A 24,358-nucleotide genomic window follows, 5' to 3' on the forward strand; every position below is an offset into this window, starting at 1 on the left:
TTGTTATTTGGAGTGGCGGACTGATCCGCCACCCATAAGACGATGTCAGGCGCTCAGCTTGGCCTGAACGAGCTTGTTGGCGCCAGAAATGTCCGGCAATTTCTCACCGTTGCGCAGGCGCTGCAGAAGCACGAGTTCGGCTTCCTGCATGCCGATGGCGCGTTCAGCCATGGCTCGAGCCTGGCTTGGATGAAGAGCGACAACACCGCTTTCATCGCACAGGATCGCATCACCCGGATTGATCACCTGGCCGCCGACGCTGATCGGAACGTTGATCGCGCCTTCGAGGCCGAGGATCTTGGTGGTGATGGGCGAAGGACCACGGCACCACATCGGCATGTCGACCTTGGCGAACTCCGAGAAGTCGGTCGCCGGGCCATCAACGACACCGGCCTTAACGCCGGCCATCTTCATGGTGTTGGTGATAACACCGCCCCAGCAGGCGTGACGGGTATCGCCGCAACGGTCGATGAGGACGATATCCCCGGGACGCACGAACTGCGATAGATAGTGGAGCATGGTCGAATCCGCATTGGGGATGCGCAGCGTGACGGCAGTGCCTGCCACACGTTTGCCCGGAAGGACGGCGCGGATTTCAGGATCGACGAAGCCGGAGTGAAGCACGTGACCGATCGTTGCGACTTCGACCTTCTCAAGAAGCTCGATGATGTCGGCACCGATCTGTTCGGGCATGGGGTTGGCGATAAACATTGAGTCTTTCTCCGATCAGAGAACGTGGTGGTTCGCCACCGGTACGTTGGCGCGCACCTTGGCCGAATAGTCGAAGTCAAGGACGGCACCGGCCGTTCCAACGCTGTCGGAGCATTGGGCGACGATGTGGCCCCACGGATCGATGACCATGGAATGCCCCCAGCATGCCTTCTTGCCACCCGCATGGGTGCCGATCTGGCCGACGGCCAGAAAGTAGGTCTGGGTTTCGACGGCACGGGCGCGCGCCAGAACTTCCCAATGGTCCTTGCCTGTCATCAGGGTGAAGGCCGCTGGCAGAACGATGACGTCTGCACCTTTGTCCCGCAGGGCGCGAAACAGTTCAGGGAAGCGAATATCGTAGCAGATGCCACAACCGACCGTCTTGTCGCCGACCTTGTAGGTCACCACTTCTTCGCCACGGGCAACGGAGTCGGATTCGCGGTAGCTGATGCCGTTTGGCGTATCGACGTCGAACAGGTGCATCTTGCGGTAACGCGCGATCTGTTTGCCATCCGGCCCGAAAACGAGCGTCGAATTATAAAAGCGATTGCCTTCCTTCTCGACGATGGAGCCGGCATGCAGCGTGATCGCGTGCTTCTTGGCCAGCCCCGAGAGCAGCGTGTAAATCTCGCCGTCAGGGAATTCCTCCCCGCTCTCATGCATCTCCTGGGGATTATCTCCAAGAAATGCGAAGTATTCTGGAAGAACAACAAGGTCAGGATTATCCGCCTTGACTGCCTTCTCAATAAGATCGGCAGCAACCTTAAGGTTTTCTGCCTTGTCATTCTGGGTATTCATTTGAACAAGTGAGACTTTCACGTTGCTCTCCTCTCATGTTGCGAGGAGAATTAAGAACGGGAACTGTTTTCATTACAAACGGAAAAACTCTATCGAAACCCATAAGGTAAGCTTATAGATTAATCATTTTGCGTTGCAGCGCAAAATTTAGGCGGCAGCCGTCATCCATTGCGTGGTGGTTTCACTGACGATTTCCGTCGCCATATCGGCAATGGCCCGGGCAATCGCGTTGTCGCCACGCTCCTGATAAACGGTGTGAAATGTGAGGGGCGGTACTGACGGACTAATGTCGAGAATACGCGCCTCACCGGATTTGATGATGCCGTCCACCAGCACACGCGGCAAAGCGCCCACCCCAACGGCCGCGGCCACAAGGCGGGTCATGATCGACAGCGAATTGGAATTATAGATGCGGCTGTCGGACAACCCGTGAGAATCGAGCAACGCGCGCAACGCCTGATGTGGCTGCGAGCCTGTCGAGAAGGTAAGTAACGGAAAATGCGCGATATCTTCGAGTGTGACGCCCGTTTCCGGCAGCGGCAATTCGACCGCGCCAACCCAACAGGACTCGAACGTACAGAGCGGTGAATTGTAGATATTTGCAGCCATGATCGGCCCCATGATGAAACCGACATCCACCTCACCGTTTTGAATGCGCTGGGATAGTTTCAGGCTGGTGTCGATGGTCAGATCCAGGCTGACGCCGGGGTAACGTTCGTTCATGCGGCGAATGAGCAGCGGCAACCAGGCATAGACGATCGTGTCGGCAGCACCGATGCGCACGGTGCCTCTCAGCGCCTCCCGGCTACTCACGATCTGTCGGAACTCACCGGTCAGATTGACGATCTTTTCGGCATGCTGCAGCGCCAGACGACCAGCAGGTGTCAAGTTGACGCAGCGCACATCGCGCGTGAAAAGCACGACGCCAAGCTCCCTTTCGAGGGCGGCAATTCGGTTGGACACCGACGCCTGGGTGGTATTCAACCGTTCCGCGGCCGCCGAAAAGCTGTTCAGTCGTGCAGCCCAGAGGAAAGTTTCGAGAAATCGCGTATTCATGAGGTTAAAATCTTCCCGCATGGCTCCGCGAGCCGGCACTAACGTCGCTGGCTCGTCTTGCCCTTGGCCCTTTGTGGTTCGAGTGCAAGTATGTCCGATGCACGCCCCCATAAGCAAGGGATCAACGCCCTGGCCCTGGCACCGCTTTTTCGCACCGGCTGGGGCTGGGAAAAGGGATGACGGTCACAAGGATTTCAAATGAGTGGCCTGTTTTGCACCAGCTGCTTCCCAAACCATTGAACGCAAACAGGGCTCTGCGTCTCCTCGGAGCCCTGTTTCTTTAAATCTTTGATTGTCGGGCCATCAGCGTTGCACCGGATCGCTGTGACGAACGACAGATCGGCGAGACCTAAATCCTCGTGCCGCGAATACAGGACACAGCCCGCCTTAAGTCTGCAGGCACCCCTCCCCCAAACCTCACGGCTTCGGGATGACAGTTGCGAGCTTGCGGAACGGCGACAGGATTTCGAGGCGGCTTGGCACGCCCTTGGCGATGCTGATAATCGATCCGGGACCGATCTTCACCGGGTCGGCTTCGGCCTGCGAATACATAGCCTCACCCTCAACGACGACAAAAGTTTCCTCGAGGTCACGACCCGGATAGTTGTAGATGCCGGGCTCGGCCTTCCAGACTGCGACGATTGTGCCATTTTCGATCTGGTCCTGCCATATCTGGCGACGATACGAACCGCCTTCACGGCCTTCGGCGGGCATGGCCGGAACAAGATCCACGTCATCGGAAATATTGAAAATCGGCATGGTCACGGGAATTCTCCTTGCTTTGTCAATGTTGGCACGGACCTTGGGGCCGCGCCGGTTCAGGCATGGGGCGGCAGTTCCGCCCCAGCTAGTTTCGTGGATATGTTGTCGCGCAGCCGGTAGTAACGCAGCGCCATTGAGGGTGCGAAACCCATAAAGAAGGGAGCTGCCTTCAGTGGTTCCAGCTTCAGGGCAAGCTCGTTCTCCGGCTTGCCAAGCGCCCATTCCGAAAGAATGGAACCGAGCATCGAGCCGGTCGGCACACCACGGCCCGAAAGACCGGTCAAAGCCACCACGCCCGGCGCGAGACCATAAAACCGCGGTACGGTGCGATATTGCATATCGAGTTCGCCGAACCAGAAATACTCCCAGCGGATCTCTTCCCGGAGCTTTGGATGCAGCCATTTGAGCCGTTCGCTCATGACCTGTCTCGTATAGGCCATGTCGCGGCCGCGGCGTCCCATGGGAAACATCGATGCGACGATCCGGCCTTCGGCATTGTATTTGTAGACGTAGATATCGCCGCGACCATCATGAATGGTCGTGTTCTGCGGCAGGACCGTCCGGCGTGTCTCTTCGGACAAAATTTGCGTAGCGGCAACGAACACGCGTTGAATCTTGAAGGTTCGATCCAGCTTGGGCCAACCACCAACCGTATAAGCGCCAGTGGTAAAGATCACTTTCGACGCGACCACTTCTCCGCGATCGGTCTTGACCTTCCAGCCTCCGGTTATGTCGCGTTCGCAACCCGTCACCGCCGAGCCGGTAAATATCTTTCCGCGCTCCTGGATGACAGCACGGCCGAGACCGCGGGCGTAACCGAGCGGATTGAGGTGACCTGCCTCTTCGTGCAGCCAGCCGCCGTCGAAACGCGGACTGCCGGTGACCGCTTCCACCTCGTCACGGTCGAGCAGCCGGGTTTTCGCGCCCACGGCTTTATAGGTCTCGACCTTGCGCCTGATCTCATCCATGGCGCCCTTATGCGGTGCGCCCATCACATAACCGTTCTGTACCCATTCGCAGTCGATCTGATAGTCGCGGATCATGCTCGAGACGCGGTCATTCGCCCGCGTCTGCCGTTCGATCAGCCGTTCCGCCCAGGGCTCGCCCAGCATCCTGCGCAGCTCTGGCAGGCTATAATGGGTAAAGGTCGGGGTGCAATGTCCGGCATTGCGGCCCGAACCGCCGAAGCCGATTTCCTGCCGCTCCAGAAGCACGACATTGATGCCGGTTTTCGCCAGCTCCAATGCGGTCGTCAGACCGGTATAACCCGCGCCGACGATGCAGACATCGGCCCGCACGCGACCTGAAAGAGGCTCCGTATGCGGTGCTGAAGCTGCGGTCGCATACCACAGTGTCACATCAAAGGGTGAGAACGAAACCATCTACCGACACCTTCAGTTCAGGTCGCTGCGCGCATCGAGCGCATCACGAAGCCCATCACCGATGAAATTGAAGCTGGTGACGGCAAGCGTGATGGCGACGCCCGGCACGATGGCGAGCCAGGGCGCCTTGTCGAGATATTGCTGGGCTCCGTTCAGCATATTGCCCCAGCTCGGCAGCGGCGGCTGAATGCCATAACCGAGAAAGCTGATATAGGCTTCCAGAAGGATGGCACGCGCGACCGTCAGGGTCGCGGCAACGATGATGGGGCCGACAGCATTCGGCAGCAGTTCCCGGAACATGATCCAGCCATTGGGCAGGCCCAGCATACGGGCTGCCATGACGAAGTCGCGTTCGCGCAGAGACCGTACTTCCGCTTCAACCAGACGGGCAATTTCCATCCAGCTCGTGACGGCAATGATAACCGTGATCATGAACGGGCTCGGTTTGACGAAAGCAGCCAGAGCGAGAAGCAGGAAAATACTCGGGAAAGACAGAAAGGCATCGACGAAACGCATCAGTATCGCGCCGATGCGCCCGCCATAATAACCGGCAACGACACCGATGATGGTGCCGATCAGTGTCGACAGCACCATGGCGAAAAACCCGACCAGCAGTGAAATGCGGCCGGCATTGAAAAGGCGCGCGGCTATGTCGCGTCCGAGCGGATCGGTGCCGAAAATATGGTAACCGGTCATCGGCGGGGCAAAACGGGCGCGCAGATCGATGAACAATTCGTCGTAAGGCAAGAGATAGGGCCCAACCACGCAGGCGAAAATCATGACGGTGATCATGATGAGGCCGAGCACAGCAAGCTTGTGGCGGGCGAAACGGCGCAGCGTGCGGTTCTGCCACCAGTGGAACCGCGGTGCGGCTTGTGAGGGATGGAGGGTTGCAGCGGACATGGTCTTTCCTTCGATTGAGTGCGGCGTTTCGTCGATCCGGCCCTATCCGAGCCGGATGCGGGGATCGACGAGAGCAACCATGAGGTCAGCGAGCAGACTTCCGATGAGCACGAGGATTGCGGAAAACATCAGAAGCCCCATCACGACGGGGTAGTCGTGATAACCAAGGCTATCGAGGAACAGGCGGCCCATGCCGGGCCAGGTAAAGACCGTCTCCGTGACAAGCGCGCCGCCGAGAATCGTCGGGAGCTGGAGACCGGCAAGGGTGATCATTGGCAGAAGTGCATTGCCGACGACGTGTTTCATCAGAACCCGGCGCGGGGTCAGCCCCTTGGCGCGGGCGGTACGGACGAAATCCTGATTGATGACGTCAAGCGTCGCAGTCCGCATGTAGCGGCTCCAGACGGCGATGTTGACGAGGGCAAGTACCAGGCTCGGCATGATCAGGTGAATTGCATAGTCATAAAAAGACTGATCGCCGATCGTATACATGTTGCCCGCCGGTAGCCATTTCAGCCTGAGCGCGAAAACATAGATGGCCACCAGCCCGAACCAGAAGGTGGGAATTGACAGCGCGACCATGGCCCCGACCGTGGCGGTGTAATCGAACAGCGTGTAACGTTTGGTCGCCCCCTTGATGCCGATCCAGGTGCCGACAAGGATCGATACGACGGTTGATGAGACCATCAACAGCAGGGTCGCAAACAAATGCCCGGAGATGATATCGAGAACCGGACGTTGGTCGCGATAGGATTTCCCCCAATCGCCTTGCAGCAGGCGCCAGGCCCATTCGAGATATTGCACCGGCAAGGGTCGATCGAGACCCATCTGGTGGGCGATGCGATCAAGCGCCTCCCGCGTCATGCCGGGCGTCAGGGCAAATTGCGACAATGGCCCGCCAGGCGCGAGGTTGAGGATGGCAAAACCGATGATCGAGACAAGCAGCAGAAGTACGAGGCTCTGCCATATCCGATGGAGAAGAAAGGTCAGCATGATGAGACTCCAGGTCGCATCGTGGAACTGGCTAGCAACCATCCACGAATAGCCGTCAGAGTGCCGGCTGCTTCAAAGCCGGCACTTCACATGGATCGGGCATAAAGCCCTGTCTGCGGCAGGCTTTACGCCAGACGCCAGGTCGCAACGTTCCAGGTATCGATACGGTTATTGACGTTTGGCTTCACGTTTTCGACGCCCTGCTTGTGACCACGCACCGTTGCGTACTGGAACAGCGGCAACAGCGGCAGCTCCTTGCGCATGATCTCCTGGATCTTCAGGTAGACGGCCTTGCGTTCCTCCGGCACGAAGAGACTGCCGCCCTTGGCCAGAAGATCATCGACGTCCTTGTTGACGAACTGCCAGGTATTCTGGCCCGAGCCGCCTTTTGCAGCACTCGACGTCGAGCGGAAGAAGTCGGAGGTATCGGGATCCGGGCCGGTCAGGAAGTCGAGCCCGACGATAACCGAATCGAACTTCGACAGCATCCAGTAGTCACCCCACATGACAGCTGGCGGCAGGTTCGAAATGGTCATCTCCACGCCGATATCCTTGAAGGATTGCTGCATGTATTGCTGAACCTGTTCGCGGATGTGGTTGCCCGCTGTCGTGGAGCAGGTGAAGGCGAGCTTCACGCCATCCTTGGCGCGTATGCCGTCCGCCCCGGGCGCCCAGCCCGCATCGTCGAGCAGCTTTTTAGCTTTCTCGATGGAATATTCATGCTTGGGAAGATCTGGATTGTAATAGAAAGACTGCTGCGGAACGTAGCTTTCGGTTGGTGTGGGCAAACCGTAATAAAGTGCCTCGATGATCGACTGTTTGTCGATCGCCGCATAAAGCGCCTCTCTTACCGCCGGCTCCTTGAACTGTGGACGTTCCATGTTGAACGAGAGGGATTCAATCGTCGAGCCCGGCACGACGTTGACCACCTTGCCGGCGAGATCCTTGGCCTCGTCATAATGGTCGGGTGTGATCCATTGCAGGCCCACCACGTCTATGTCGCCGGTCTTGAACTGAGTGTACATCACATTCAGGTCGGGTACGTATTTGTAGACCAGACGCTCTATATGCGGGCCATCACCAAAATAATCGGTATTGGCGTCGAGCAGAATGTAGTCACCCGCAACCCGCTCCTTCCATTTGAATGCGCCCGTTCCGACCGGCGCGTTGTTATAGGCGGCGGTATTGCGGTCAGCTTCCGCACCTAGGAGGTGCTTCGGCGTAATAAATGTGGAAGCAAGGATCGAGGGATAGGGCGCGAATGGCTTTTCCATCTTCCAGGTGATTTCCGTCGGCGAAACCACGGTCAAATCCCTTACGAATTCGTGCCCGGTCTTGCGCCATGAACGGAAGTTGGGATCGACCAGAAGTTCAAGCGTGAACTTTACGTCTTCAGCGGTGAACGGCTTGCCGTCGTGCCATTTGACGTCGTCACGCAGCTTGACCTTCCAGTTGAGACCATCGGCGGAAATGCCGCCGTTTTCGACCGTCGGCACTTCGGCGGCGAGAGCTGCCACGAAGGCACCTTTCTCGTCGACATAAAACAGCGGGTCGAAGATGCTGAAATGAATGCCTTCGTCTACCTCAATATGCGGCATATGTGGATTGAACACGGTAGGCTCCTGCGAGAAGCCGACCGTGAGCTGGCCTTTGGCGGCCTTGTCCTGCGCCATGGCGCGGGAAAAACCCGGAAGACCGGAAAGGACGACGCCGGATGCGCCGAGCGCCAAAAGGCCGAGTGCCTGGCGGCGGGTGGTATTGATAAGCGGCTTGTTCTGGTCGGACATTTTTTAGTTCCCCTTGATCCGATGGTTGAACACGACGATTATTTTTGCTTCCGCCTCTTTGGGCGGTACTACTCCCATCAGCAGTTGCCTGCCTCATGCGTCAAAAGGATCGGCGGCACCTGACCGCCGGGCTTCTCATTTCAAAAGCCGCTGACCAGTTCGATCTTCGAACCGTCGCTGAAGCGGCTGAAACGGAAATCGCGACGATCGACAATCGGATTGCGGCCTGTGACGATATCAGCCATGAGTTTTCCAGCCGCCGGGCCGATGCCGAAGCCATGGCCGGAAAAGCCGGTTGCAACATGAAAGCCCGGAATGGCGTCGATATTGTCGATGACCGGAATAGCGTCGGGCGTCACATCGATCATGCCCGCCCAGCGCTGCGAAATTTCGGCCTTTTCGAAAACGGGGAAGGCCTTCTTCAGCTTGGCAAAGGCGCCGTCCGTCATGTCCATGGCCGGAACGGGATCGAGCACGCGGTTATATTCGAAGGGTGAAGCCTCATCGAGCGCCCAGCGGCGCGGAATGCGCCATTCATCGTAAAAGCGGCCAGTCAGGCGCAGGTCGAGCGAGCGCCACTCATGCCGCAGAGCCGGCAGGAATTTCAGTGCATAACGGAAAGATGCGGGCACGATGTCGACGATGTTCTGGAAGCCGTTCGCGATCGTATATCCGCCGTCGAGGCGCTTGCGGATCGCAAAACCGTTCGACCAGATTGCCTCTTCCGGACCGCCTTCCAGCGGCTTTGTGCGCAGCACGGAATTCATGACCTTGAGCTGCGGCAGATCGAGACCGTTGTTGCCGAGAAACAGGCTGGACCACGCGCCACCCGCCATGACCGCCGCCTTGCAGGCAATTTCACCGCGCTCTGTCACGACACCAGACACCTTGCCGCCGGAAAGCTGCAGACCACGCACGGCGCATTCGGTCAGGATGAAGGCGCCGCGGTCGCGGGCAGCTTCCGCAATGGCAGGCGCGGCGCGCTGCGGCTCGGCTCGGCAATCACCGGCAGTATAGAGCGCACCGGCGACATCCATGTTGGAATGAGGATATTTCGCCTTGAATTCCTTTGCACTCAGCATGCGGCTTTCAATCTGGTAGCCTTCCAGATTGCGGTTCCAGCGTTCGTGCTCGGAAAATTCCTTTTCGTTTGCGCATGTAAAGACGATGCCGGAACGCTTAAAACCAGTCTCCCGCCCTGTACGACGATTGAGATCCGCCCAGATGCGCAGCGATTCTGCCATCAAGGGCACCTCGCGTGGGTCGCGGCGGGAAATGCGCACCCAGCCCCAGTTGCGGCTCGACTGCTCGTGGCCGATACCGCCCTTTTCGCAAAGCGCAACACGCAGCCCCTGATCGACGAGTTCAAGCGCGGTGGAGGTGCCGATAATGCCGCCGCCAATGACGACGACATCGACTTCTTTCGGCAATTCCGCATCGCCATGGACGGGAACGACATAAGGACCGGGCATGTCAAAAAAACTCCTCAAGCTGGCAATTGATGGCGAATTCGGCGACGGAAGCCTCATTCGGTAAGGACAGCAGCATGGCAATGATGCGGGCAAGATCGGCGGGCTGGGTCATTTGATCCGCCGGCCGTTCGGATAAGGCGGTCGCCATATCTGTCGCAACGAAACCGGGGCATACGGCTGTCGCGCGCACGCCGCTTTCGAAGCCCGCCTGTCGGATGGCATGCGCAAGCGCGACCGCCGCGAATTTGGAGAGAGAATAGCTACCGGCAGATGCGGACTTCACCCGCTTGCCGGAGAGGGAAGCGAGGATGATGACCCGGCCACGACCGCTCTCGCTCAACGCCTCCCAGGCGGCCTTAACCAGCCTTCTCGGTGCCTTGACGTTGACCGCAAGCATGGCGTCGATGTCTTCGTCATCTGCTTCGATCACTGTCTTCGGTATCATGATGCCGGCATTGGCCACGACAGCATCGATACGACCGAAATGCTGATGCGCTTCATCGGCCCAGCGCTTCTCCGCACTCGCATCATTTGCGTCATAATGGGCAAGATGGACCTGTCCCTCGTGACCCACAGCCCATTGCGGCAGCGACGGGCTGCGCATACCAAGCGATACCGACCAGCCTTCGCCAAGAAGAGTAGCAGCGATATGGTCGCCTATACCCCGACTTGCACCGGATATGAGAGCAACGCGTTTTGTCGTTCGTTCCATCATGCTAGCCCCACAATATGGCGGTAGGCGCGACGCAAAATGTCGATAACCTGCTTCTGCTCGTCTTCCGGGATGAAGCTGAAGAAATCGCGCGATTGCTGCGGAACGATCTCCCGGATTTTCGTTGCAAGTGCCGCTCCGGCTTCGGTGATGTAAAGCTCCTGGGCGCGGCTGTCCTCCTGCGACACTTCCCGGCGTATCAGATCGTGCGACACCATCTGGTCGATGATCCTGCCCATTGCAGACCGGTCCCGCATCGTCAGATGAGCTATCACTGAAGGACGGATACCCGGGTAGTCATCGACAAGCAGCAGGGTCGTGATCTTTCCAGTTCCCTTCGCCACATCCAGCCCGTCCAGCCGGGCATCGAGATCGCGCGATACGGCAAGGTTGATCGTGCGGATGTAAAAGCTCAGCGTGTCTTCAAGCACGTCGAGATTGATATCAGTTGGCGATGTCGGCGGGTTTTCAGTTGGTTTGGACATGTAGTTTCCGTTCGAATGGTCAAAGATCGACATTGGCGCACACGCTTTCCCGGCGTGCCGCAGTGCAGGTTTTCGGCCATGTCGTATGTCAGTTTCGTGACTGAATGAAAGGATAATTAGTAGACAAACGCAACTACTTTTTATTCCTGAAATCATATTTTTATTATTTAAATCAGACCTTTAAAAGGAAAACCTCTGGCGCCGCCGGACCCACGATAATCCGGCGGTGCAATCGGTCTTTGATGTCGCGCGATGCAAAGTCTGACGAGGTGTCCGGCTCGTCAGACTTCGATGTTATGTGCCGACGGCAGTTGCCGCAGGTTCCCAGTCCGCACCGGGGATCGCAGCAACGAGTTTGCGGGTATAGGGATGGGCCGGCGACCGGAAGATTTTTGTCGGCGGCCCCTGTTCGACAACCGTTCCCTTGTGCATGACAAGCACATCGTCGCAAATCTGGCTTGCGACTCTCAAGTCATGGGTGATGAAGATCATCGCCACCTTCATTTCAGCCTGCACCCGCGCCAGAAGCTCCAGAACCTGCGCCTGTATGGAAACGTCGAGAGCAGACACGGCTTCGTCGGCCACAAGGACGACCGGATCAAACATCAGTGCACGGGCAATGCCGATGCGCTGGCGTTGGCCGCCGGAGAATTCGTGCGGGTAACGGTCATAGGCCTGTTCATCCAGCCCCACGAGCTTCAGAATTCCGAGAGCCTTTATTCTCGCCTCATGCACAGCCATTCCGTGGGCAACGGGGCCGACCGTCAAGATCCTGCCGATCGTATGGCGGGGATTAAGCGACGCGAAAGGATCCTGAAAAATCATCTGGATATAGGGTCGCAACGATCGAAACGCCGTTTCGTCCATCGCTGCTATGTCACGGCCATCGAAGCATATTGAACCGCCATCCGCGTCCAGCAATTTCAGCAGGACACGCCCGAGCGAGGACTTGCCCGACCCGCTTTCGCCAACGATACCAAGGGTCTGGCCCTTGTGAAGCTTGAAGCTGACACCTTTGACTGCCTTGACGATACGGGCCTTGCGGAAAAACGAGCCGGAGCTGCGATATTCCTTCTCAAGATTTTCGACCTTGAGAACGACGGGGCCTTCTTCGCTGACTGAACGCTCAGTGCTCCGCATCCGCGGAACCGCAGCGACAAGTCGCTGGGTATAGGGGTGAACGGGATTGACCAGAACCTGGTCCGCCCTTCCCTGCTCCACAAGATATCCCTTCTCCATCACCACGACGCGATCGGCAATTTCGGCAACGACGCCGAAATCATGGGTGATGAACATGACGCTCATGTTCTTGTGCTTCTGTATCTTGCGGATGAGCTCAAGGATCTGCGCCTGGGTGGTAACGTCGAGAGCGGTTGTTGGCTCATCGGCAATCAGGACATCCGGATCGAGTGCCAGTGCCATGGCGATCATGACCCGCTGGCGTTGTCCGCCAGACAGACGGAATGGATATTGCAGCCGCATCAGAGGCGGGTCGGGAAGACCGACTTCTTCAAGTAGATCCAGAACCTTGGTCTTGCGGGTTTCAGGCGTTCCATAGCCATGCGCTTCAAGCACTTCGGCGATCTGATCCCCGATTGTCATCAGCGGATTGAGCGCGGAGAGCGGATCCTGGAAAATGATTGAGACCGCCTGACCACGCAGCGGCCGGATTTTATCTTCCCTGGCCGCAAGTATGTCCATTCCCTTGAAATGGATTTCGCCGGAGCTGACTTTTATCACGGGCGACAAGAGCCCCATGATCGTGCTGGCAGTGACGGATTTGCCGGACCCGGATTCACCGATAATGCACAGGATTTCACCTGCGTGGAGGTCGAAAGAGATATTCTTGACCGCGTGGGTGCGCTCCATTCCCGGCGGAAGATCCACCGTGAGATTGCGAACGGACAGCACCACGTCGGCTGACGTGGTTGGATGCGACATAAGTTCCCCTTGTTTTTTTGTAACTTTGTTCGCTTTGGCCGACGCTTCATACGTCGGAAACAATATGGTGGACTATGTCTACTATATTGTCCAGTGAGTGGCGGCAGCTGAGACGCTCGAACCGGCACCGCGTTGGCGCTGCCCAGCATTCTTGACCTTTATGATCTGCAAAATGCCAGGCGGTCCCGTTTGATGTTTGGTCAGGAGCGGACCCGGCGTTTTGCGTTTTGGGACAAGTTCTCCAACTGTCCCGCTAGCGCCCACTTGCGGAGCAACTTTCGCGTGCTTAAAAGGCGTGCAGTTTCAAATCGCGTCGGAGAGGACCAATTTCGTGGAACAGGTAAATACCCAAACCGGTAAGGGCCGGACCAAAGCTTTATGGGCGGCGGTTGCGATTATTGCTGTTGCTGCTGCAGGCGTCATCGGGGGTAAGGCCTTCTACGAAGCAAAGGTCAGCGAACTCGTTGCTCGCACTGGCGCAACTGCCCGTTCCGTTGAGGTTGATTTCCTCGGGCAGATTCATATTCGCGAACTGGCCTTGCCGCTTGCCGATGGCAAGAACATCCGGATTGCCGCTATCGATGGACGTCCAAAATTTCCTTTCCTGGATGGCGCACTGGAGCTGAACGACATCAATGTTGATGTGCCAACCGGCAAGATCTCGATGGCGCATGCGCGTGTCGAGAATGCCGCGTTCACAAAACCGGATGCGGCTGAAGTATCCGGAGACGGAAATGCCAACTCTCTGCCTAAGCGCATAGAGCGCTTTGCAGCAGAGCGTATTTCCACGCCTGAGATGACATTCACGCAGTCCATCGCCACCACCGAGCAGAAGACTGTTTATAAGAACGTAGCCTTCTCGGACATCGCCAAAGGCCGGGTCGCCCGATATTCCATCGACAACGCCAGCTACGACATCCAGATGGATCTACCGGACAGCACTGGCGCGATGAAAAAGAAGCACTTGGTCGTATCGACCGGCGCCGTAGCCGGACAGGACTTCGATGCCGCTTACCTCGCAAGGCTCTATACGGAAAAAGCGGGTCCCGAAGATAAGGACGCAAAGCTTCTCTATGGTCCGCTCTCCGTCAGCAAAATCTCGTTCTCAGACGGAGACGGTCATTTCACCTACGATGAAATACGCAGCGACGGCTTCAGCGCCCGCATGCCGGCCGAGCCGCTTCTGGAAACGATGAACGCGCTTTCGGCGGCCAAAAATACCGACGAGCTTTCACCTCAGGAACGCCAGGCAATTTTCGCCAAGGCCCTGTCCATTCTCGATATGATTGGCAAGAGCAACATGCAGTTGCTCGGGTTCAAGGCCGACGCGCCTGATGAAAGCGAAGGGGCTGCCGGCAAAAGGGTTAAGGTCGGCATTGATCGTATCGATATGCAGATGGACAGCCGTAAGCTCGACTTCGGCCTGAATGGCATGTCGATCGGAAATGGCGTCGACACGATCGAAGTCGCCGAGGCAAGCCTCAAGGGCTTTGACTGGAGTTCCACAATCGAGAGTCTCTCCAAAATCGTCGGGCTTGACGACAAGCAGATCGAGACTTTCCCGTTTAATCACCTGATACCGGAACTGGGCACCGTCCGCGTCGGAGGCATCAATGTTGACGTCGCCGCCCCGGAACAGACAGACGACGAGACTGGTGAAAAGACGGAGGGCGTGCCTGAGCGCATCAAGTTCACGCTCAGGAATTTCGAGATGGGTCTGACAAAGCCCTTCAACGGCATACCCACAGATATCGTGATCAGGCAGGATGACCTTTCTCTTCCGATCCCGGAAGATTCGACCGAGGAAGTTTTTGTCGAAGCCCGCAAACTGGGTTTCGAGGCACTCGCCCTGTCTTATGCCCTTGCCGCCGGCTGGGATGAACCGAACAAGAACCTGGTGATCCGGGAAATCTCCATGCGCGGCAAGGATATTGGCAGCGTCAATTTTTCCGGTCTGGCGAGCGGGTTCACCGAGGAGTTCTTCTCCTTCGATACCAATCGTACTCAGGCCGCCCTCCTGGGGCTCGCGGGCCGCGAGGTAAAGCTGACGATCAAGGACGAAGGTATGATGGCCAAGGCTATCAAGCTTTACGCTCTGCAAAACGACATGACCGAGGATCAAGTGCGCGGTGTTCTGACACTCGTGGCAAGCGCGGGGTTGCAGCAGATCGCAGCTGAACAGCCCAAACTCAAGAGTGCGGTGGACGCGTTGCTTCGCTTCATCAACAACCCAGGTACTCTTACGGTTACCGCCCGCTCCACTGGACCAAATGGCCTTGGTCTTTTTGATCTGGTTGCAGCGTCTGAAAACCCGATGCTTCTTCTCGACAAGGTCGATATCCAGGCGACGGCCGAGTAAGTCGTCCGATCGCACCCCCAAACGGTTCAAGCTCCGGTTCTCGGAGCTTGAACACACCGGGCGCGGAGCTTCTAGCAAAGCTTAGATGTGCCGCGCCTTGATCGTGTTCATGACAAAGCTGGTCTCGATGGTGTCGACGCATTTCAGCTTCGCGATCTTCTCCTTGATGAAGCGCTCGTAGTCCTCGAGCCCACCGCACATGACCTTGAGCATGTAGTCCCTCGAACCCGTGACGAGGTGACATTCCAGAACCTCGTCCCAGTCCAGAACGGCCGCCTCGAACATCCGGATTTCGTCATCGTGCTGGCGACTGAGGCGGATGGATGCAAGCGCGGTCATCGTCCATCCCTCGATTGCCGGATCAACGATCGCGGAATAACCTTTGATCACCCCCGTCTCTTCCAGCCGTCGCAGCCTCCGCAGACATGCAGATGCCGACAAGCCGACTCGCTCGGCAAGTTCGTTGTTGGTGATCCTTGCGTCGGCAGACAGCTCCTTGACTATCCGCCGGTCGATTGGATCTGCAATTTTTTGCGACATAAAGCACTATTCTCCGCAATATATTGCTTCATCAGACATATCCACGCTTCAGAATGCAAGGTATTTTGGCTTGATTGGATGTAAGCTGCGGACAGTTCAACGTCTGTTGAGGAGGACCTTCCGCAAATGACCGCACCGCATCCGTCTAAAACCCATATTGGCAACCACGCTCTCCATCCTGAAACCCAGATGCTCAATTACGGCTACGATCCGGAATTGTCGGAAGGAGCGGTGAAGCCGCCTGTGTTTCTGACCTCAACCTTCGTCTTCAAGTCGGCGGAAGACGGTCGCGACTTCTTCGACTATGTCTCCGGCCGCAAGGAGCCGCCAGCAGGCAGAGGTGCAGGCCTCGTCTATTCGCGTTTCAACCATCCCAATAGCGAGATCGTTGAGGACCGCCTTGCCGTTTACGAACGCACCGAGAGTTGTGCGCTCTTCTCGTCCGGCATGTCCGCCATTTCGACGACGCTTTTCGCTTTCGTCCGGCCCGGCGACACCGTACTCCATTCCCAGCCTTTGTACGGCGGCACTGAGACGCTGCTGGCCAAGACCTTCCACAATTTCGGCGTTTCGGCGGTGGGTTTCGCCGATGGTGTCAGCGAGGCCTCGGTGATATCCGCCGCAGAGGCTGCGATGGCGAAAGGCAGGGTGTCCGTCATCCTCATCGAGACCCCCGCCAACCCGACAAACAGTATTGTCGATATCCCCATGATCAGCCGCGTTGCAGACGTGATCGGCCAGAAGCAGGGGCACAGGCCAATCATCGCGTGCGACAACACACTCCTCGGTCCGGTGTTCCAGCGGCCTATCGAGCACGGTGCCGATATCTCGCTGTATTCACTGACAAAATACGTTGGCGGGCACTCCGACCTCATTGCCGGAGCAGCGCTCGGTCGCAAGGATGTCATGAAGCAGGTGAAGGCATTACGCGGAGCGATCGGCACCCAGCTCGACCCGCATTCGTGCTGGATGCTCGGGCGCTCGCTTGAGACGCTACAAATCCGCATGGAGCGGGCAAACAGCAATGCCGAGGTGGTGGCCGAGTTCCTGAAGGCGCATCCCAAGGTCGAGAAAATCCATTATCTGCCGTTTCACGATCCGGAATCTCCGATGGGCAAGGTGTTTGCAGATCAATGCACCGGTGCGGGATCGACCTTCTCGTTTGACATTGCGGGCGGGCAGGCAGCGTCTTTCAAATTCCTCAACGCTCTCACGATATTCAAACTCGCGGTCAGCCTTGGCGGTACGGAATCTCTCGCCTCCCACCCTGCAACGATGACGCATTCGGGTGTTCCGGCCGACGTCCGCCAGCGCATTGGTGTGCTTGATTCCACGATCCGGCTGTCAATCGGCATCGAACATCCCGACGATCTGGTCGCCGACCTGACCCTCTCTCTGGATGCCGCCTGACGAAGAGGCAAATGCCGCTCCTCCCCGACTGCAATACCTATGGGTTTTCCAGTACATACGAAACACGGAAATCAACGTAGTGCAGGAAGGCTATAAGGGGAGCGGCGTTACCTTCCGCTACGAGTGGAGACGGTCCCGAACCGGCAATATGATACAGAAGCGGCGAATGACGGGTTGAGATGGCGTCGGGCAAAGGGTATCAGGTGCCTCAATTCCAGGCGGACCTCCCGCAAGCAACAAGGCTTATCCTGACATGATCCCGGATTTTCTCGTCACCCATTCCGGTGGCTTCCATGCCGACGAACTGCTGTCCAGCGTCATCCTGACCCGACTTTTCCCGCAGGCCCGCATCGTCCGCAGCCGGGCGCCGGAATGGATCACCCCCGGCGTGGACCGCATCATCTACGATGTCGGCGGCGCCTATGACGCGACAAGCAGGATATTCGATCACCATCAGCGTGGCGCGCCGCTGAGGGATGACGGTCAGCCATATAGTTCATTCGGACTAATCTGGAAGCATTTCGGTCGGGGCTATCTTGCCGCCTTCGGCATCCCCGATGAACATGTCGAAACCGTCCATACCTCTTTCGATGGCAGCTTTGTGCTGCCGGTCGATCTGGTCGACAATGGTGCGGTCAGCCCCTCCGTCGCCGGGCCGCTGGTTGCGCTGACGTTGCCTGTCCTGCTGGAAACTCTGAAACCTGTTTTTGACGAGACCGACCCCGAAGCCGATGATCGCAGTTTCCACGCGGCGCTCGTCATTGCCCGCAGCTTCGTCGAGGCGAAAATAGCCAAAAGCGCTGCGAAACTGCGCGCCGAGGCGCTTGTAATGCAGGCTATCGTCGATGCCGGTGAGGGTCATATTCTGGAATTGCCGATGGGCATGCCGTTTCGGCCCGCCATTGTGAAGGCGAGCGCCGACAATCTGCTGTTTGTCGTTCACCCGCGTGACAAGGACTGGTGTCTCACCGGTATCCGTCGCGCAGATGAAGGCTTTGAACTGCGGGCAGATCTGCCTGCGGCATGGGCTGGCCTTACAAATGGCGATCTGGAAGCCGTTTGCGGCATTGAAGGCGCGAGTTTCTGCCACAACGGCCGGTTTATTGCCGCCGCCAAAACCCGTGATGCCGCCCTCGCCATGGCAGAGCTGGCTGTGAAAGAGGCGATCTTGCCTGCTCCCGTAGTCTAGTTCATTGAACAACGGCACATGAGTAGGAGATCGCCCGGAAGGCGGGCCGGCGGAGCATATCAAAGGATATGCCCGCAAATGTTCTTCGGCCGCATCACTGGACTCTCCTCCTCCATGCCCAACCGGGAACACCGTGTTCGTTCCCGATAATCTACGGAGCCGTCACCTTGTCGGCGACCGCAGCACTATTGGGCAGCAGGAAAAGGACTGCGATGGCGCATAGCGTCGTCACCGCGGCAAGCCACCAGCAAAGTGTCGAAAACGCAGTCTGATAGGCATCCCGCAACAGGTCGTCCCCGATGTGGGACGATATTGCCTCTGCACCCGCGAGGTCGCCCACTGCCAGACGCTGACCTGTCTGATTCAAGAGGGGCGTAGACAAAGGCGCCAGCCGTCCGAGGGATGCCGAGGTTAATGCCGAGAGGGCGGCGCTGACGACTGCAAGCGCGATGCCCTCACCGGCAACCCGCACGGTACTGAATATGCCGGTCGCCATTCCCGCACGCTCCACCGGCACGACGCCAACGGACAAGCCATCCATCAGGCCCCATGGCAGACCGGCGCCCACCCCGATGACGAGCATGGGCAGAACGATCATGGCTCCATCCTCTGCCGTGAAGCCGGCAAGCCAGACGAGGCCAGAGGCGGAGATCAGCAGGCCGATGCCGCAGAGCATGCCCGGCGAAACATGACGCGCGAACATCGTCGCGACTATAGGCACCACCAGCATCGGAGCCGACAGTCCCAACATGATGAACCCCGCCCCGATTGCTCCTTGTTGCTCGATACCGATGAGGCGCAACGGAATGATAACAAGAAGAACAACGAAACAGGCGCAGGTGGCGATTGGCAATAGCTGCACCCCCACGAACCGCGGATAACGGAACAGCGATAAGTCCAGCATTGGCCGCGCTGCCCGCATTTCGATCAAGACGAAGGCTGCAAGCGAAAACGCAAATCCTGTGCTGAAAGCGATGATACCGTTAGACCCGAGAACAGGCAGTTCGATCATCGCAACGGTGAAGAGGGTGAGTGTGAGGGTAAAGCTTGCAGCGCCCAGCCAGTCGAGTTCCGCCGCATTGGGATCCCTCGTTTCACGCATCCGTGGCGGGCCGAGGATCAGGGCAAGGAGGCCGATCAGGCCGCCGGCAAGGAATATTGCCCGCCATCCGACCGTTTCGATCATCAATCCCGTCAGCAGCGGACCAGATGCAAGACCGACGCCGAAGGTCGTTCCAAGCAACCCAAAGGCGCGCGTCCTAGCGTGGCCGTCGAATTCCTGCGCAAGTGCGGCCGTCCCTCCGGCCAGGGCAGCGGCGGCGCCCACGCCTTGACCGGCACGTAGCAGATCGATGATCCACACCGAAGGCGCAAATCCAAGCGCAAAGGAGAAGCCGGTAAACAGCGCAAGGCCGATCAAGAACACCCGCCTTCTGCCATATCGATCGGCCAGCGCGCCTGCCGCCATCAGAAGACTTCCGAAAGCCAGCATGAAGGCATTGGTGATCCAGGTCAGGGATGCAGGCGATCCCCCGAGGTCCTGCCCGATCGCCGGCGTGGCAACCGCACCGGCGGAGAAGTTCAAAGGAAGGGTCAAGGCGGCAAGACACACCGCCACCAATACCGAATTCCGGCTGGCTGAGGCTCTATGAGGGGCGTCGTTCATGCGAACTCCAATCGTGAAATGGGGTCGCGACACCAAGGTCGCGTATCGGCATCCATCCTCATCAGACGACATCAATTCGACAATCGGCCTCACGGGCCTTTCATTGCGGATTAAAATTCTCTAATCAGTGACAATGGATAAGTTGAGCGAGATCGATGCCTTCGTCCGGGTTGCCGAAAGGCTGAATTTTGCCAAGGCCGGGCAGAGCCTGGGCCTGTCACCTTCTGCTGTCGGAAAAAGCGTTGCCCGACTGGAGGCATCTCTGGGCGTACGGCTGTTCAATCGCACCACCCGGCAGGTCTCCCTGACCAATGAAGGGGCAATGCTGTTTGAGCGGTATCGGTCCATCCTGACCGATCTGCGCGACGCACATGAAGCAGTCATGGACAATCTGGCCCTGCCCCGCGGCAGTCTGCGCGTGACGCTTCCGACAATCGGATACCGCTTTCTGCTGCCGATAGTGCCTGAATTTCGCCGGCGTTATCCCGATATCGATCTGGAACTCGACTTTAACGACAGGCGCGTCGATCTGATCGAGGGCGGCTTCGATGCTGCAATCCGCAGTGGCGAGCTTGATGATTCCAGCCTGATAGCGCGGCGTCTTGGTCCATTCCGCTTCATTTTATGCGCGTCGCCGGACTATTTTCAACGAATGGGCACACCCCTGCACCCCAGCCAATTGCCAGAGCATGATGCATTGCGCTTCCGCTTTCCGACCTCCGGCAGGTTTCAAGAATGGCTGCTGGAAAACGGCGACAACCCCCTGTCGAGCATGCGTATCGCCCTCACCTGCGGTAATATGGAGGCGATAAGGGCGGCGGCGATTGACGGGATGGGGCTCGCTTACATGCCTGAATTCCTGGCGACGGACGCCATCAGGGATGGCCTGCTCGAGACGGTCTTGAACGAACATCTCGCCGCACCAGGCCAGTTTTCAATTGTCTGGCCATCAGCCCGCTTCATGGCGCCGCGGCTGCGCGCTTTCATCGATTTTGCGATCGAAAAGCTGTTTGTCGAAACCTGACTGGAGTATCTGCGCATGACAGATGCTGGCGGGCTTATGCGCGCCGGTGGAGTTCGTCCATTGAAGCCATCGGCGGACTTGTACGGTGCATTTCTTGACCAATAAGACAGTGGCGGGTAAATAAGGGATGCTGATGAGGAGTTTATGACCATGGACAAAGATCGCCGATAATCCGGACTTACGTCGATGACAGCGCAGTCTTTTTAAAACGACGCGTTGGCTAGCTCAGCATTTGCATCAAAGGAACATTCATGCCCAGACTTTCTGGAAAGACCGCACTCGTGACCGGCGCGGCGCGCGGAATTGGTGCGGCTATCGCCCAAGCGTTTGCTGACGAGGGGGCACAGGTCATCGTTACCGATATAGACGTGGATGGCGGCTTGTTGACCGCAGACTCAATCGGCGGGAGGTTTGTCCGTCTCGACGTCGCATGCGAGGCAGACTGGGCGAAAATTGCCAGTCAATTTCCCAAGATGGACGTCGTCGTCAACAATGCGGGAATAACAGGCTTTGAAGGACCATTCGAAGGGGCCCCGCCAGCCCATGATCCAGAAAATGCCCAACTTGCTGATTGGCACAAGGTCCATGCGGTCAACCTGGATGGCACCTTTCTGGGCTGCCGTTATGCAATCCGCGCCATGCGAGCAAATGGTGCGGGGTCGATTATCAACATTTCCTCACGCGCAGGGCTTGTCGGAATTCCAATGGCAGCGGCCTACGCCTCATCCAAGGCCGCCGTCCGCAACCACACCAAGAGCGTGGCCCTATATTGCGCCGGTCAGGGCCTGAACATCCGGTGCAATTCAATTCACCCTGCAGCCGTGATGACACCGATGTGGGAGCCGATGTTGGGAAATGGCCCGGATCGCAAAGATCGTGAAGCCGCGCTGGTCAAAGAAACGCCCATGCAACGCTTTGGCAGAGCCGAGGAGGTAGCCGCACTCGCAGTCCTGCTCGCATCTGACGAGGCAACTTATATGACTGGGGCCGAACTGAACATCGATGGCGGCATTCTTGCAGGATCAGCCGCAGCACCGGGAAACTAGAATAACGGGCTATGGAATGACCGCACCTTCTTGGTCCATTGCCCCCATTATGATGGAAGATAGTAAAGGTCGAACTTCCACCGACCAGTTCTGTGGCACTCCCGGCAAACGCGTCAAAACCTTGGATCATTTGGGAAGAGTTCGGCCCAAATGATTTATGACGGCAATTGGCGCAAACCGATCAATCTATGCGTTGACGATCGTCGCTAAAAACTCAAGACGCACCCAGATGGAAAAGGCCCTCCCGGTTCGGAGAGGGCCTGTTTTCATTACCATCGATAGTCGCGACGGTCTCGCCATTCGCGATGTTCGCGCCAATCTCTGCGCTCGCGCCATTCTCTGCGGGCCTGACGTTCACGCCACTCCCTGCGGGCTTCCCAGCGATCACGTCTGTCCCAGCCGCGCTCATATCTCGGCGGTCCATTGGGCCGGCAATATCCGCGCGGCGATAGATGAAAGCCGCGTCCGCAAGCATAGTCCACACTTTGAACGTTGGATGCCAAGGGTGCGGCCGGTTGACCGACAGGCATAGCGTTCGCGCCACTGCCGAACAGGGCACCGAGAATTATTCCAGCGCTTAAAATCATCTTACGCATTTCATCTCCCTCCTTCCGGGATGGAGGGATTTAGCGCCCTTGCCGGTGAACTGTGGCTGAATGAATCTTGATGTTTTCGTGGCAAAAACTCCACAATTGTGGCAGATAACGGCTTCGCGTTCCGACCGCTGCGAAAGGGTGAAGCGGCGTCAAGGCGGCGCGGCTCACTGCCCCGCCCCAGTCAATGCTGACCTGTTATTCTTTTATGTGCCAGTGGTTTGAAGGGGCGCGATGTATCCCCTCCGGTTGCAGTCCCGCGGTTTTCGTCATAGTCCTCAAGCGAATGAGGAGACGGTGATTGAACCCCAATCTGGACACAAAGCCCGAACCAAAGCCAAAGAGCAAACGCCTCATCTGGCCTTGGGTGCTGTTGGTCGTTCTAACGCTTGCAGCCGTTCTCACGCTTGCGGGCATCTATATTTACAGGGAGCTGACATCGACGGCCGAGGATCTGGCTCGAACCTGGCGCGACCTCGTGCAATTGTTCTGGCTGATAATGCCGGACCGTCAGCCCTAATCTTGGGTAACAGAAAGGCGCTAGTGGCAAAGCCTCAGCGCAGCATGGAATCCCAAAAAAATTGAAGAGTTTGCGGCGGCGGTGTATCGGATCGCAAACTCTGTTTTTGGGAACCTGAATGCAACCGTCTTTTAGATTGCCGCCGCTGGAGGCGCTTGTTGTTTTTGAGGCAGCGTCCCGTTTGGGCAGCTTCTCCCGCGCGGGCAACGAGCTGGGCCTGACGCAGAGCGCCGTCAGCCGGCAGATCGGCAAGCTGGAAGCGTTCATTGGCTCCAAGCTTTTCGAGCGCGTGCCGACAGGCGTGCGACTGACGACCATCGGCGAAAACTACTCGATCGATATATCGCGGCTGATCCTCGATATCGCAAGTGTCACGGACGGCGTCCGCTCGTGGACCGGCGCCAGCCAGATCACCATCGCCTGCTCTCGCGGGATTGCGGATCAATGGTTCATGCCTCGCCTGCAGAAACTGAAACGCGATATTCCCGGCATCGAATTGCGGGTGCGGGTAACTGACGATGTGGCACATCTGCGTCTGGATGAATTCGACCTGGCTATTTTCTATCGCAAGGAAAGACCGATTGGCGTCTGGCTATCGGAACTCGGCCAGGAGGAGGTCGTCCCCGTTTCTGCCCGCGGCATGACCAATCTTATGGAGCAGAGGGCACCGGTTTTGATCTCCATCGAAGATTCGATGCGGGAATGGCAGGATTGGAGCGACTGGTGGCGCTCGTCACACCTGTTGCCGCCACAGGATGCAATCCAGTGGAAACTCGGAGACTATGGCCTCTGCGTCGCGGCGGCATCGCAGGGGCTTGGTGCAACGCTTGGGTGGACCTGGCTCATCCGCGACCAACTGGATAGCGGAGCGCTCGTTCCTGTGCATTCCCATGCCATGCGCTCGGAAGGCAAATTTTACCTGATGCGACCGGCAGATCGCCACCAGCGTAAAATTGTGCGCGAGGTTTCCGATTGGCTGATTGCAGACAACCATAAAACCGCGCGCTGA

General features: G+C 57.7%; 22 protein-coding genes. 7 read left to right on the forward strand and 15 right to left on the reverse strand.

Annotated elements, in window-relative coordinates:
* Positions 1-45: 45 nt before the first annotated feature.
* The 12 genes from AC1DCP_RS17085 to AC1DCP_RS17140 form a co-directional block, all read right to left on the reverse strand.
* Positions 46-711: an RraA family protein gene (locus AC1DCP_RS17085; RefSeq protein ID WP_003517685.1), complete on the reverse strand. Its 666-nt coding sequence runs from the start codon at positions 709-711 to the stop codon at positions 46-48.
* 15 nt (positions 712-726) lie between these two features.
* A complete protein-coding gene (locus AC1DCP_RS17090; protein ID WP_003517686.1) occupies positions 727-1,509 on the reverse strand; it encodes a carbon-nitrogen hydrolase family protein in 783 nt (260 codons plus the stop codon).
* 147 nt (positions 1,510-1,656) lie between these two features.
* Entirely contained in the window at positions 1,657-2,565 is a 909-nt protein-coding gene (locus AC1DCP_RS17095) for a LysR family transcriptional regulator (RefSeq protein ID WP_003517687.1), read from the reverse strand.
* A gap of 417 nt (positions 2,566-2,982) precedes the next feature.
* A complete protein-coding gene (locus AC1DCP_RS17100) occupies positions 2,983-3,324 on the reverse strand; it encodes a cupin domain-containing protein (RefSeq protein ID WP_212509374.1) in 342 nt (113 codons plus the stop codon).
* A 59-nt stretch (positions 3,325-3,383) separates the two neighbouring features.
* Positions 3,384-4,709 (reverse strand): NAD(P)/FAD-dependent oxidoreductase, encoded by a 1,326-nt coding sequence (locus AC1DCP_RS17105; RefSeq protein ID WP_476774489.1) that lies wholly within the window; start codon positions 4,707-4,709, stop codon positions 3,384-3,386.
* 12 nt (positions 4,710-4,721) lie between these two features.
* Positions 4,722-5,612 (reverse strand): ABC transporter permease, encoded by an 891-nt coding sequence (locus AC1DCP_RS17110; protein WP_003517690.1) that lies wholly within the window; start codon positions 5,610-5,612, stop codon positions 4,722-4,724.
* A gap of 42 nt (positions 5,613-5,654) precedes the next feature.
* Positions 5,655-6,605, reverse strand: coding sequence for an ABC transporter permease (locus AC1DCP_RS17115; protein WP_013761327.1), 951 nt, complete (start codon positions 6,603-6,605; stop codon positions 5,655-5,657).
* Positions 6,606-6,730: 125 nt separating this feature from the next.
* Positions 6,731-8,392: a peptide ABC transporter substrate-binding protein gene (locus tag AC1DCP_RS17120; protein ID WP_025596018.1), complete on the reverse strand. Its 1,662-nt coding sequence runs from the start codon at positions 8,390-8,392 to the stop codon at positions 6,731-6,733.
* Positions 8,393-8,532: 140 nt separating this feature from the next.
* Positions 8,533-9,864, reverse strand: a complete 1,332-nt coding sequence (locus tag AC1DCP_RS17125; RefSeq protein WP_035199278.1) for an NAD(P)/FAD-dependent oxidoreductase — start codon at positions 9,862-9,864, stop codon at positions 8,533-8,535.
* 1 nt (position 9,865) lies between these two features.
* Entirely contained in the window at positions 9,866-10,576 is a 711-nt protein-coding gene (locus AC1DCP_RS17130) for an SDR family NAD(P)-dependent oxidoreductase (protein WP_019566403.1), read from the reverse strand.
* The gene (locus AC1DCP_RS17135; RefSeq protein WP_026330963.1) at positions 10,576-11,061 is read right to left on the reverse strand and encodes a MarR family winged helix-turn-helix transcriptional regulator; all 486 of its coding nucleotides are present in this window, start codon (positions 11,059-11,061) and stop codon (positions 10,576-10,578) included. The genes AC1DCP_RS17130 and AC1DCP_RS17135 overlap by 1 nt, the downstream gene beginning before the upstream one ends.
* 294 nt (positions 11,062-11,355) lie before the next feature.
* Positions 11,356-13,002, reverse strand: a complete 1,647-nt coding sequence (locus tag AC1DCP_RS17140) for an ABC transporter ATP-binding protein (RefSeq protein WP_476774490.1) — start codon at positions 13,000-13,002, stop codon at positions 11,356-11,358.
* A gap of 331 nt (positions 13,003-13,333) precedes the next feature.
* On the opposite strand from AC1DCP_RS17140, the gene AC1DCP_RS17145 reads away from it, so the two are divergent.
* The gene (locus AC1DCP_RS17145) at positions 13,334-15,361 is read left to right on the forward strand and encodes a hypothetical protein (protein WP_019566406.1); all 2,028 of its coding nucleotides are present in this window, start codon (positions 13,334-13,336) and stop codon (positions 15,359-15,361) included.
* 81 nt (positions 15,362-15,442) lie between these two features.
* On the opposite strand, the gene AC1DCP_RS17150 is transcribed toward AC1DCP_RS17145, so the two are convergent.
* Positions 15,443-15,901: an Lrp/AsnC family transcriptional regulator gene (locus tag AC1DCP_RS17150; RefSeq protein ID WP_065705377.1), complete on the reverse strand. Its 459-nt coding sequence runs from the start codon at positions 15,899-15,901 to the stop codon at positions 15,443-15,445.
* 126 nt (positions 15,902-16,027) lie between these two features.
* Between AC1DCP_RS17150 and AC1DCP_RS17155 the strand changes: the two genes are divergently transcribed.
* Both AC1DCP_RS17155 and AC1DCP_RS17160 read left to right on the forward strand, forming a co-directional pair.
* Entirely contained in the window at positions 16,028-17,311 is a 1,284-nt protein-coding gene (locus AC1DCP_RS17155; RefSeq protein WP_112673904.1) for a cystathionine gamma-synthase family protein, read from the forward strand.
* Positions 17,312-17,564: 253 nt separating this feature from the next.
* On the forward strand, positions 17,565-18,500 hold the full coding sequence (locus AC1DCP_RS17160) for an MYG1 family protein (RefSeq protein WP_476774491.1): 936 nt from the start codon (positions 17,565-17,567) through the stop codon (positions 18,498-18,500).
* A gap of 151 nt (positions 18,501-18,651) precedes the next feature.
* On the opposite strand, the gene AC1DCP_RS17165 is transcribed toward AC1DCP_RS17160, so the two are convergent.
* Positions 18,652-20,166 carry an MFS transporter gene (locus tag AC1DCP_RS17165; RefSeq protein ID WP_236773626.1) on the reverse strand — a complete coding sequence of 505 codons (1,515 nt, stop codon included), beginning with the start codon at positions 20,164-20,166 and terminating at the stop codon, positions 18,652-18,654.
* 133 nt (positions 20,167-20,299) lie between these two features.
* Here AC1DCP_RS17165 and AC1DCP_RS17170 point away from each other — a divergent pair, with 133 nt between their 5' ends.
* Complete coding sequence (locus AC1DCP_RS17170) at positions 20,300-21,190, forward strand: LysR family transcriptional regulator (RefSeq protein WP_142851537.1); 891 nt, start codon at positions 20,300-20,302, stop codon at positions 21,188-21,190.
* A gap of 251 nt (positions 21,191-21,441) precedes the next feature.
* Positions 21,442-22,236, forward strand: a complete 795-nt coding sequence (locus tag AC1DCP_RS17175; RefSeq protein ID WP_476774492.1) for an SDR family oxidoreductase — start codon at positions 21,442-21,444, stop codon at positions 22,234-22,236.
* A 269-nt stretch (positions 22,237-22,505) separates the two neighbouring features.
* Here the strand turns inward: AC1DCP_RS17175 and AC1DCP_RS17180 are convergent, their stop codons facing one another.
* On the reverse strand, positions 22,506-22,832 hold the full coding sequence (locus tag AC1DCP_RS17180; RefSeq protein WP_013761339.1) for a GCG_CRPN prefix-to-repeats domain-containing protein: 327 nt from the start codon (positions 22,830-22,832) through the stop codon (positions 22,506-22,508).
* Between the two features lie 298 nt (positions 22,833-23,130).
* Between AC1DCP_RS17180 and AC1DCP_RS17185 the strand changes: the two genes are divergently transcribed.
* On the forward strand, positions 23,131-23,349 hold the full coding sequence (locus AC1DCP_RS17185) for a hypothetical protein (protein ID WP_320187698.1): 219 nt from the start codon (positions 23,131-23,133) through the stop codon (positions 23,347-23,349).
* Between the two features lie 118 nt (positions 23,350-23,467).
* Positions 23,468-24,358 (forward strand): LysR substrate-binding domain-containing protein, encoded by an 891-nt coding sequence (locus AC1DCP_RS17190; protein WP_013761341.1) that lies wholly within the window; start codon positions 23,468-23,470, stop codon positions 24,356-24,358.

This window comes from Agrobacterium sp. 10T429, assembly GCF_056393925.1.

Excerpts from the sequence above, each read along its gene's own strand:
- AC1DCP_RS17085 (WP_003517685.1), bottom strand. The coding sequence starts at position 711 with ATGTTTATCGCCAACCCCATGCCCGAACAGATCGGTGCCGACATCATC.
- AC1DCP_RS17090 (WP_003517686.1), bottom strand. The coding sequence starts at position 1,509 with ATGAATACCCAGAATGACAAGGCAGAAAACCTTAAGGTTGCTGCCGAT.
- AC1DCP_RS17095 (WP_003517687.1), bottom strand. The coding sequence starts at position 2,565 with ATGAATACGCGATTTCTCGAAACTTTCCTCTGGGCTGCACGACTGAAC.
- AC1DCP_RS17100 (WP_212509374.1), bottom strand. The coding sequence starts at position 3,324 with ATGCCGATTTTCAATATTTCCGATGACGTGGATCTTGTTCCGGCCATG.
- AC1DCP_RS17105 (WP_476774489.1), bottom strand. The coding sequence starts at position 4,709 with ATGGTTTCGTTCTCACCCTTTGATGTGACACTGTGGTATGCGACCGCA.
- AC1DCP_RS17110 (WP_003517690.1), bottom strand. The coding sequence starts at position 5,612 with ATGTCCGCTGCAACCCTCCATCCCTCACAAGCCGCACCGCGGTTCCAC.
- AC1DCP_RS17115 (WP_013761327.1), bottom strand. The coding sequence starts at position 6,605 with ATGCTGACCTTTCTTCTCCATCGGATATGGCAGAGCCTCGTACTTCTG.
- AC1DCP_RS17120 (WP_025596018.1), bottom strand. The coding sequence starts at position 8,392 with ATGTCCGACCAGAACAAGCCGCTTATCAATACCACCCGCCGCCAGGCA.
- AC1DCP_RS17125 (WP_035199278.1), bottom strand. The coding sequence starts at position 9,864 with ATGCCCGGTCCTTATGTCGTTCCCGTCCATGGCGATGCGGAATTGCCG.
- AC1DCP_RS17130 (WP_019566403.1), bottom strand. The coding sequence starts at position 10,576 with ATGGAACGAACGACAAAACGCGTTGCTCTCATATCCGGTGCAAGTCGG.
- AC1DCP_RS17135 (WP_026330963.1), bottom strand. The coding sequence starts at position 11,061 with ATGTCCAAACCAACTGAAAACCCGCCGACATCGCCAACTGATATCAAT.
- AC1DCP_RS17140 (WP_476774490.1), bottom strand. The coding sequence starts at position 13,002 with ATGTCGCATCCAACCACGTCAGCCGACGTGGTGCTGTCCGTTCGCAAT.
- AC1DCP_RS17150 (WP_065705377.1), bottom strand. The coding sequence starts at position 15,901 with ATGTCGCAAAAAATTGCAGATCCAATCGACCGGCGGATAGTCAAGGAG.
- AC1DCP_RS17155 (WP_112673904.1), top strand. The coding sequence starts at position 16,028 with ATGACCGCACCGCATCCGTCTAAAACCCATATTGGCAACCACGCTCTC.
- AC1DCP_RS17160 (WP_476774491.1), top strand. The coding sequence starts at position 17,565 with ATGATCCCGGATTTTCTCGTCACCCATTCCGGTGGCTTCCATGCCGAC.
- AC1DCP_RS17165 (WP_236773626.1), bottom strand. The coding sequence starts at position 20,166 with ATGAACGACGCCCCTCATAGAGCCTCAGCCAGCCGGAATTCGGTATTG.
- AC1DCP_RS17170 (WP_142851537.1), top strand. The coding sequence starts at position 20,300 with ATGGATAAGTTGAGCGAGATCGATGCCTTCGTCCGGGTTGCCGAAAGG.
- AC1DCP_RS17175 (WP_476774492.1), top strand. The coding sequence starts at position 21,442 with ATGCCCAGACTTTCTGGAAAGACCGCACTCGTGACCGGCGCGGCGCGC.
- AC1DCP_RS17180 (WP_013761339.1), bottom strand. The coding sequence starts at position 22,832 with ATGCGTAAGATGATTTTAAGCGCTGGAATAATTCTCGGTGCCCTGTTC.
- AC1DCP_RS17190 (WP_013761341.1), top strand. The coding sequence starts at position 23,468 with ATGCAACCGTCTTTTAGATTGCCGCCGCTGGAGGCGCTTGTTGTTTTT.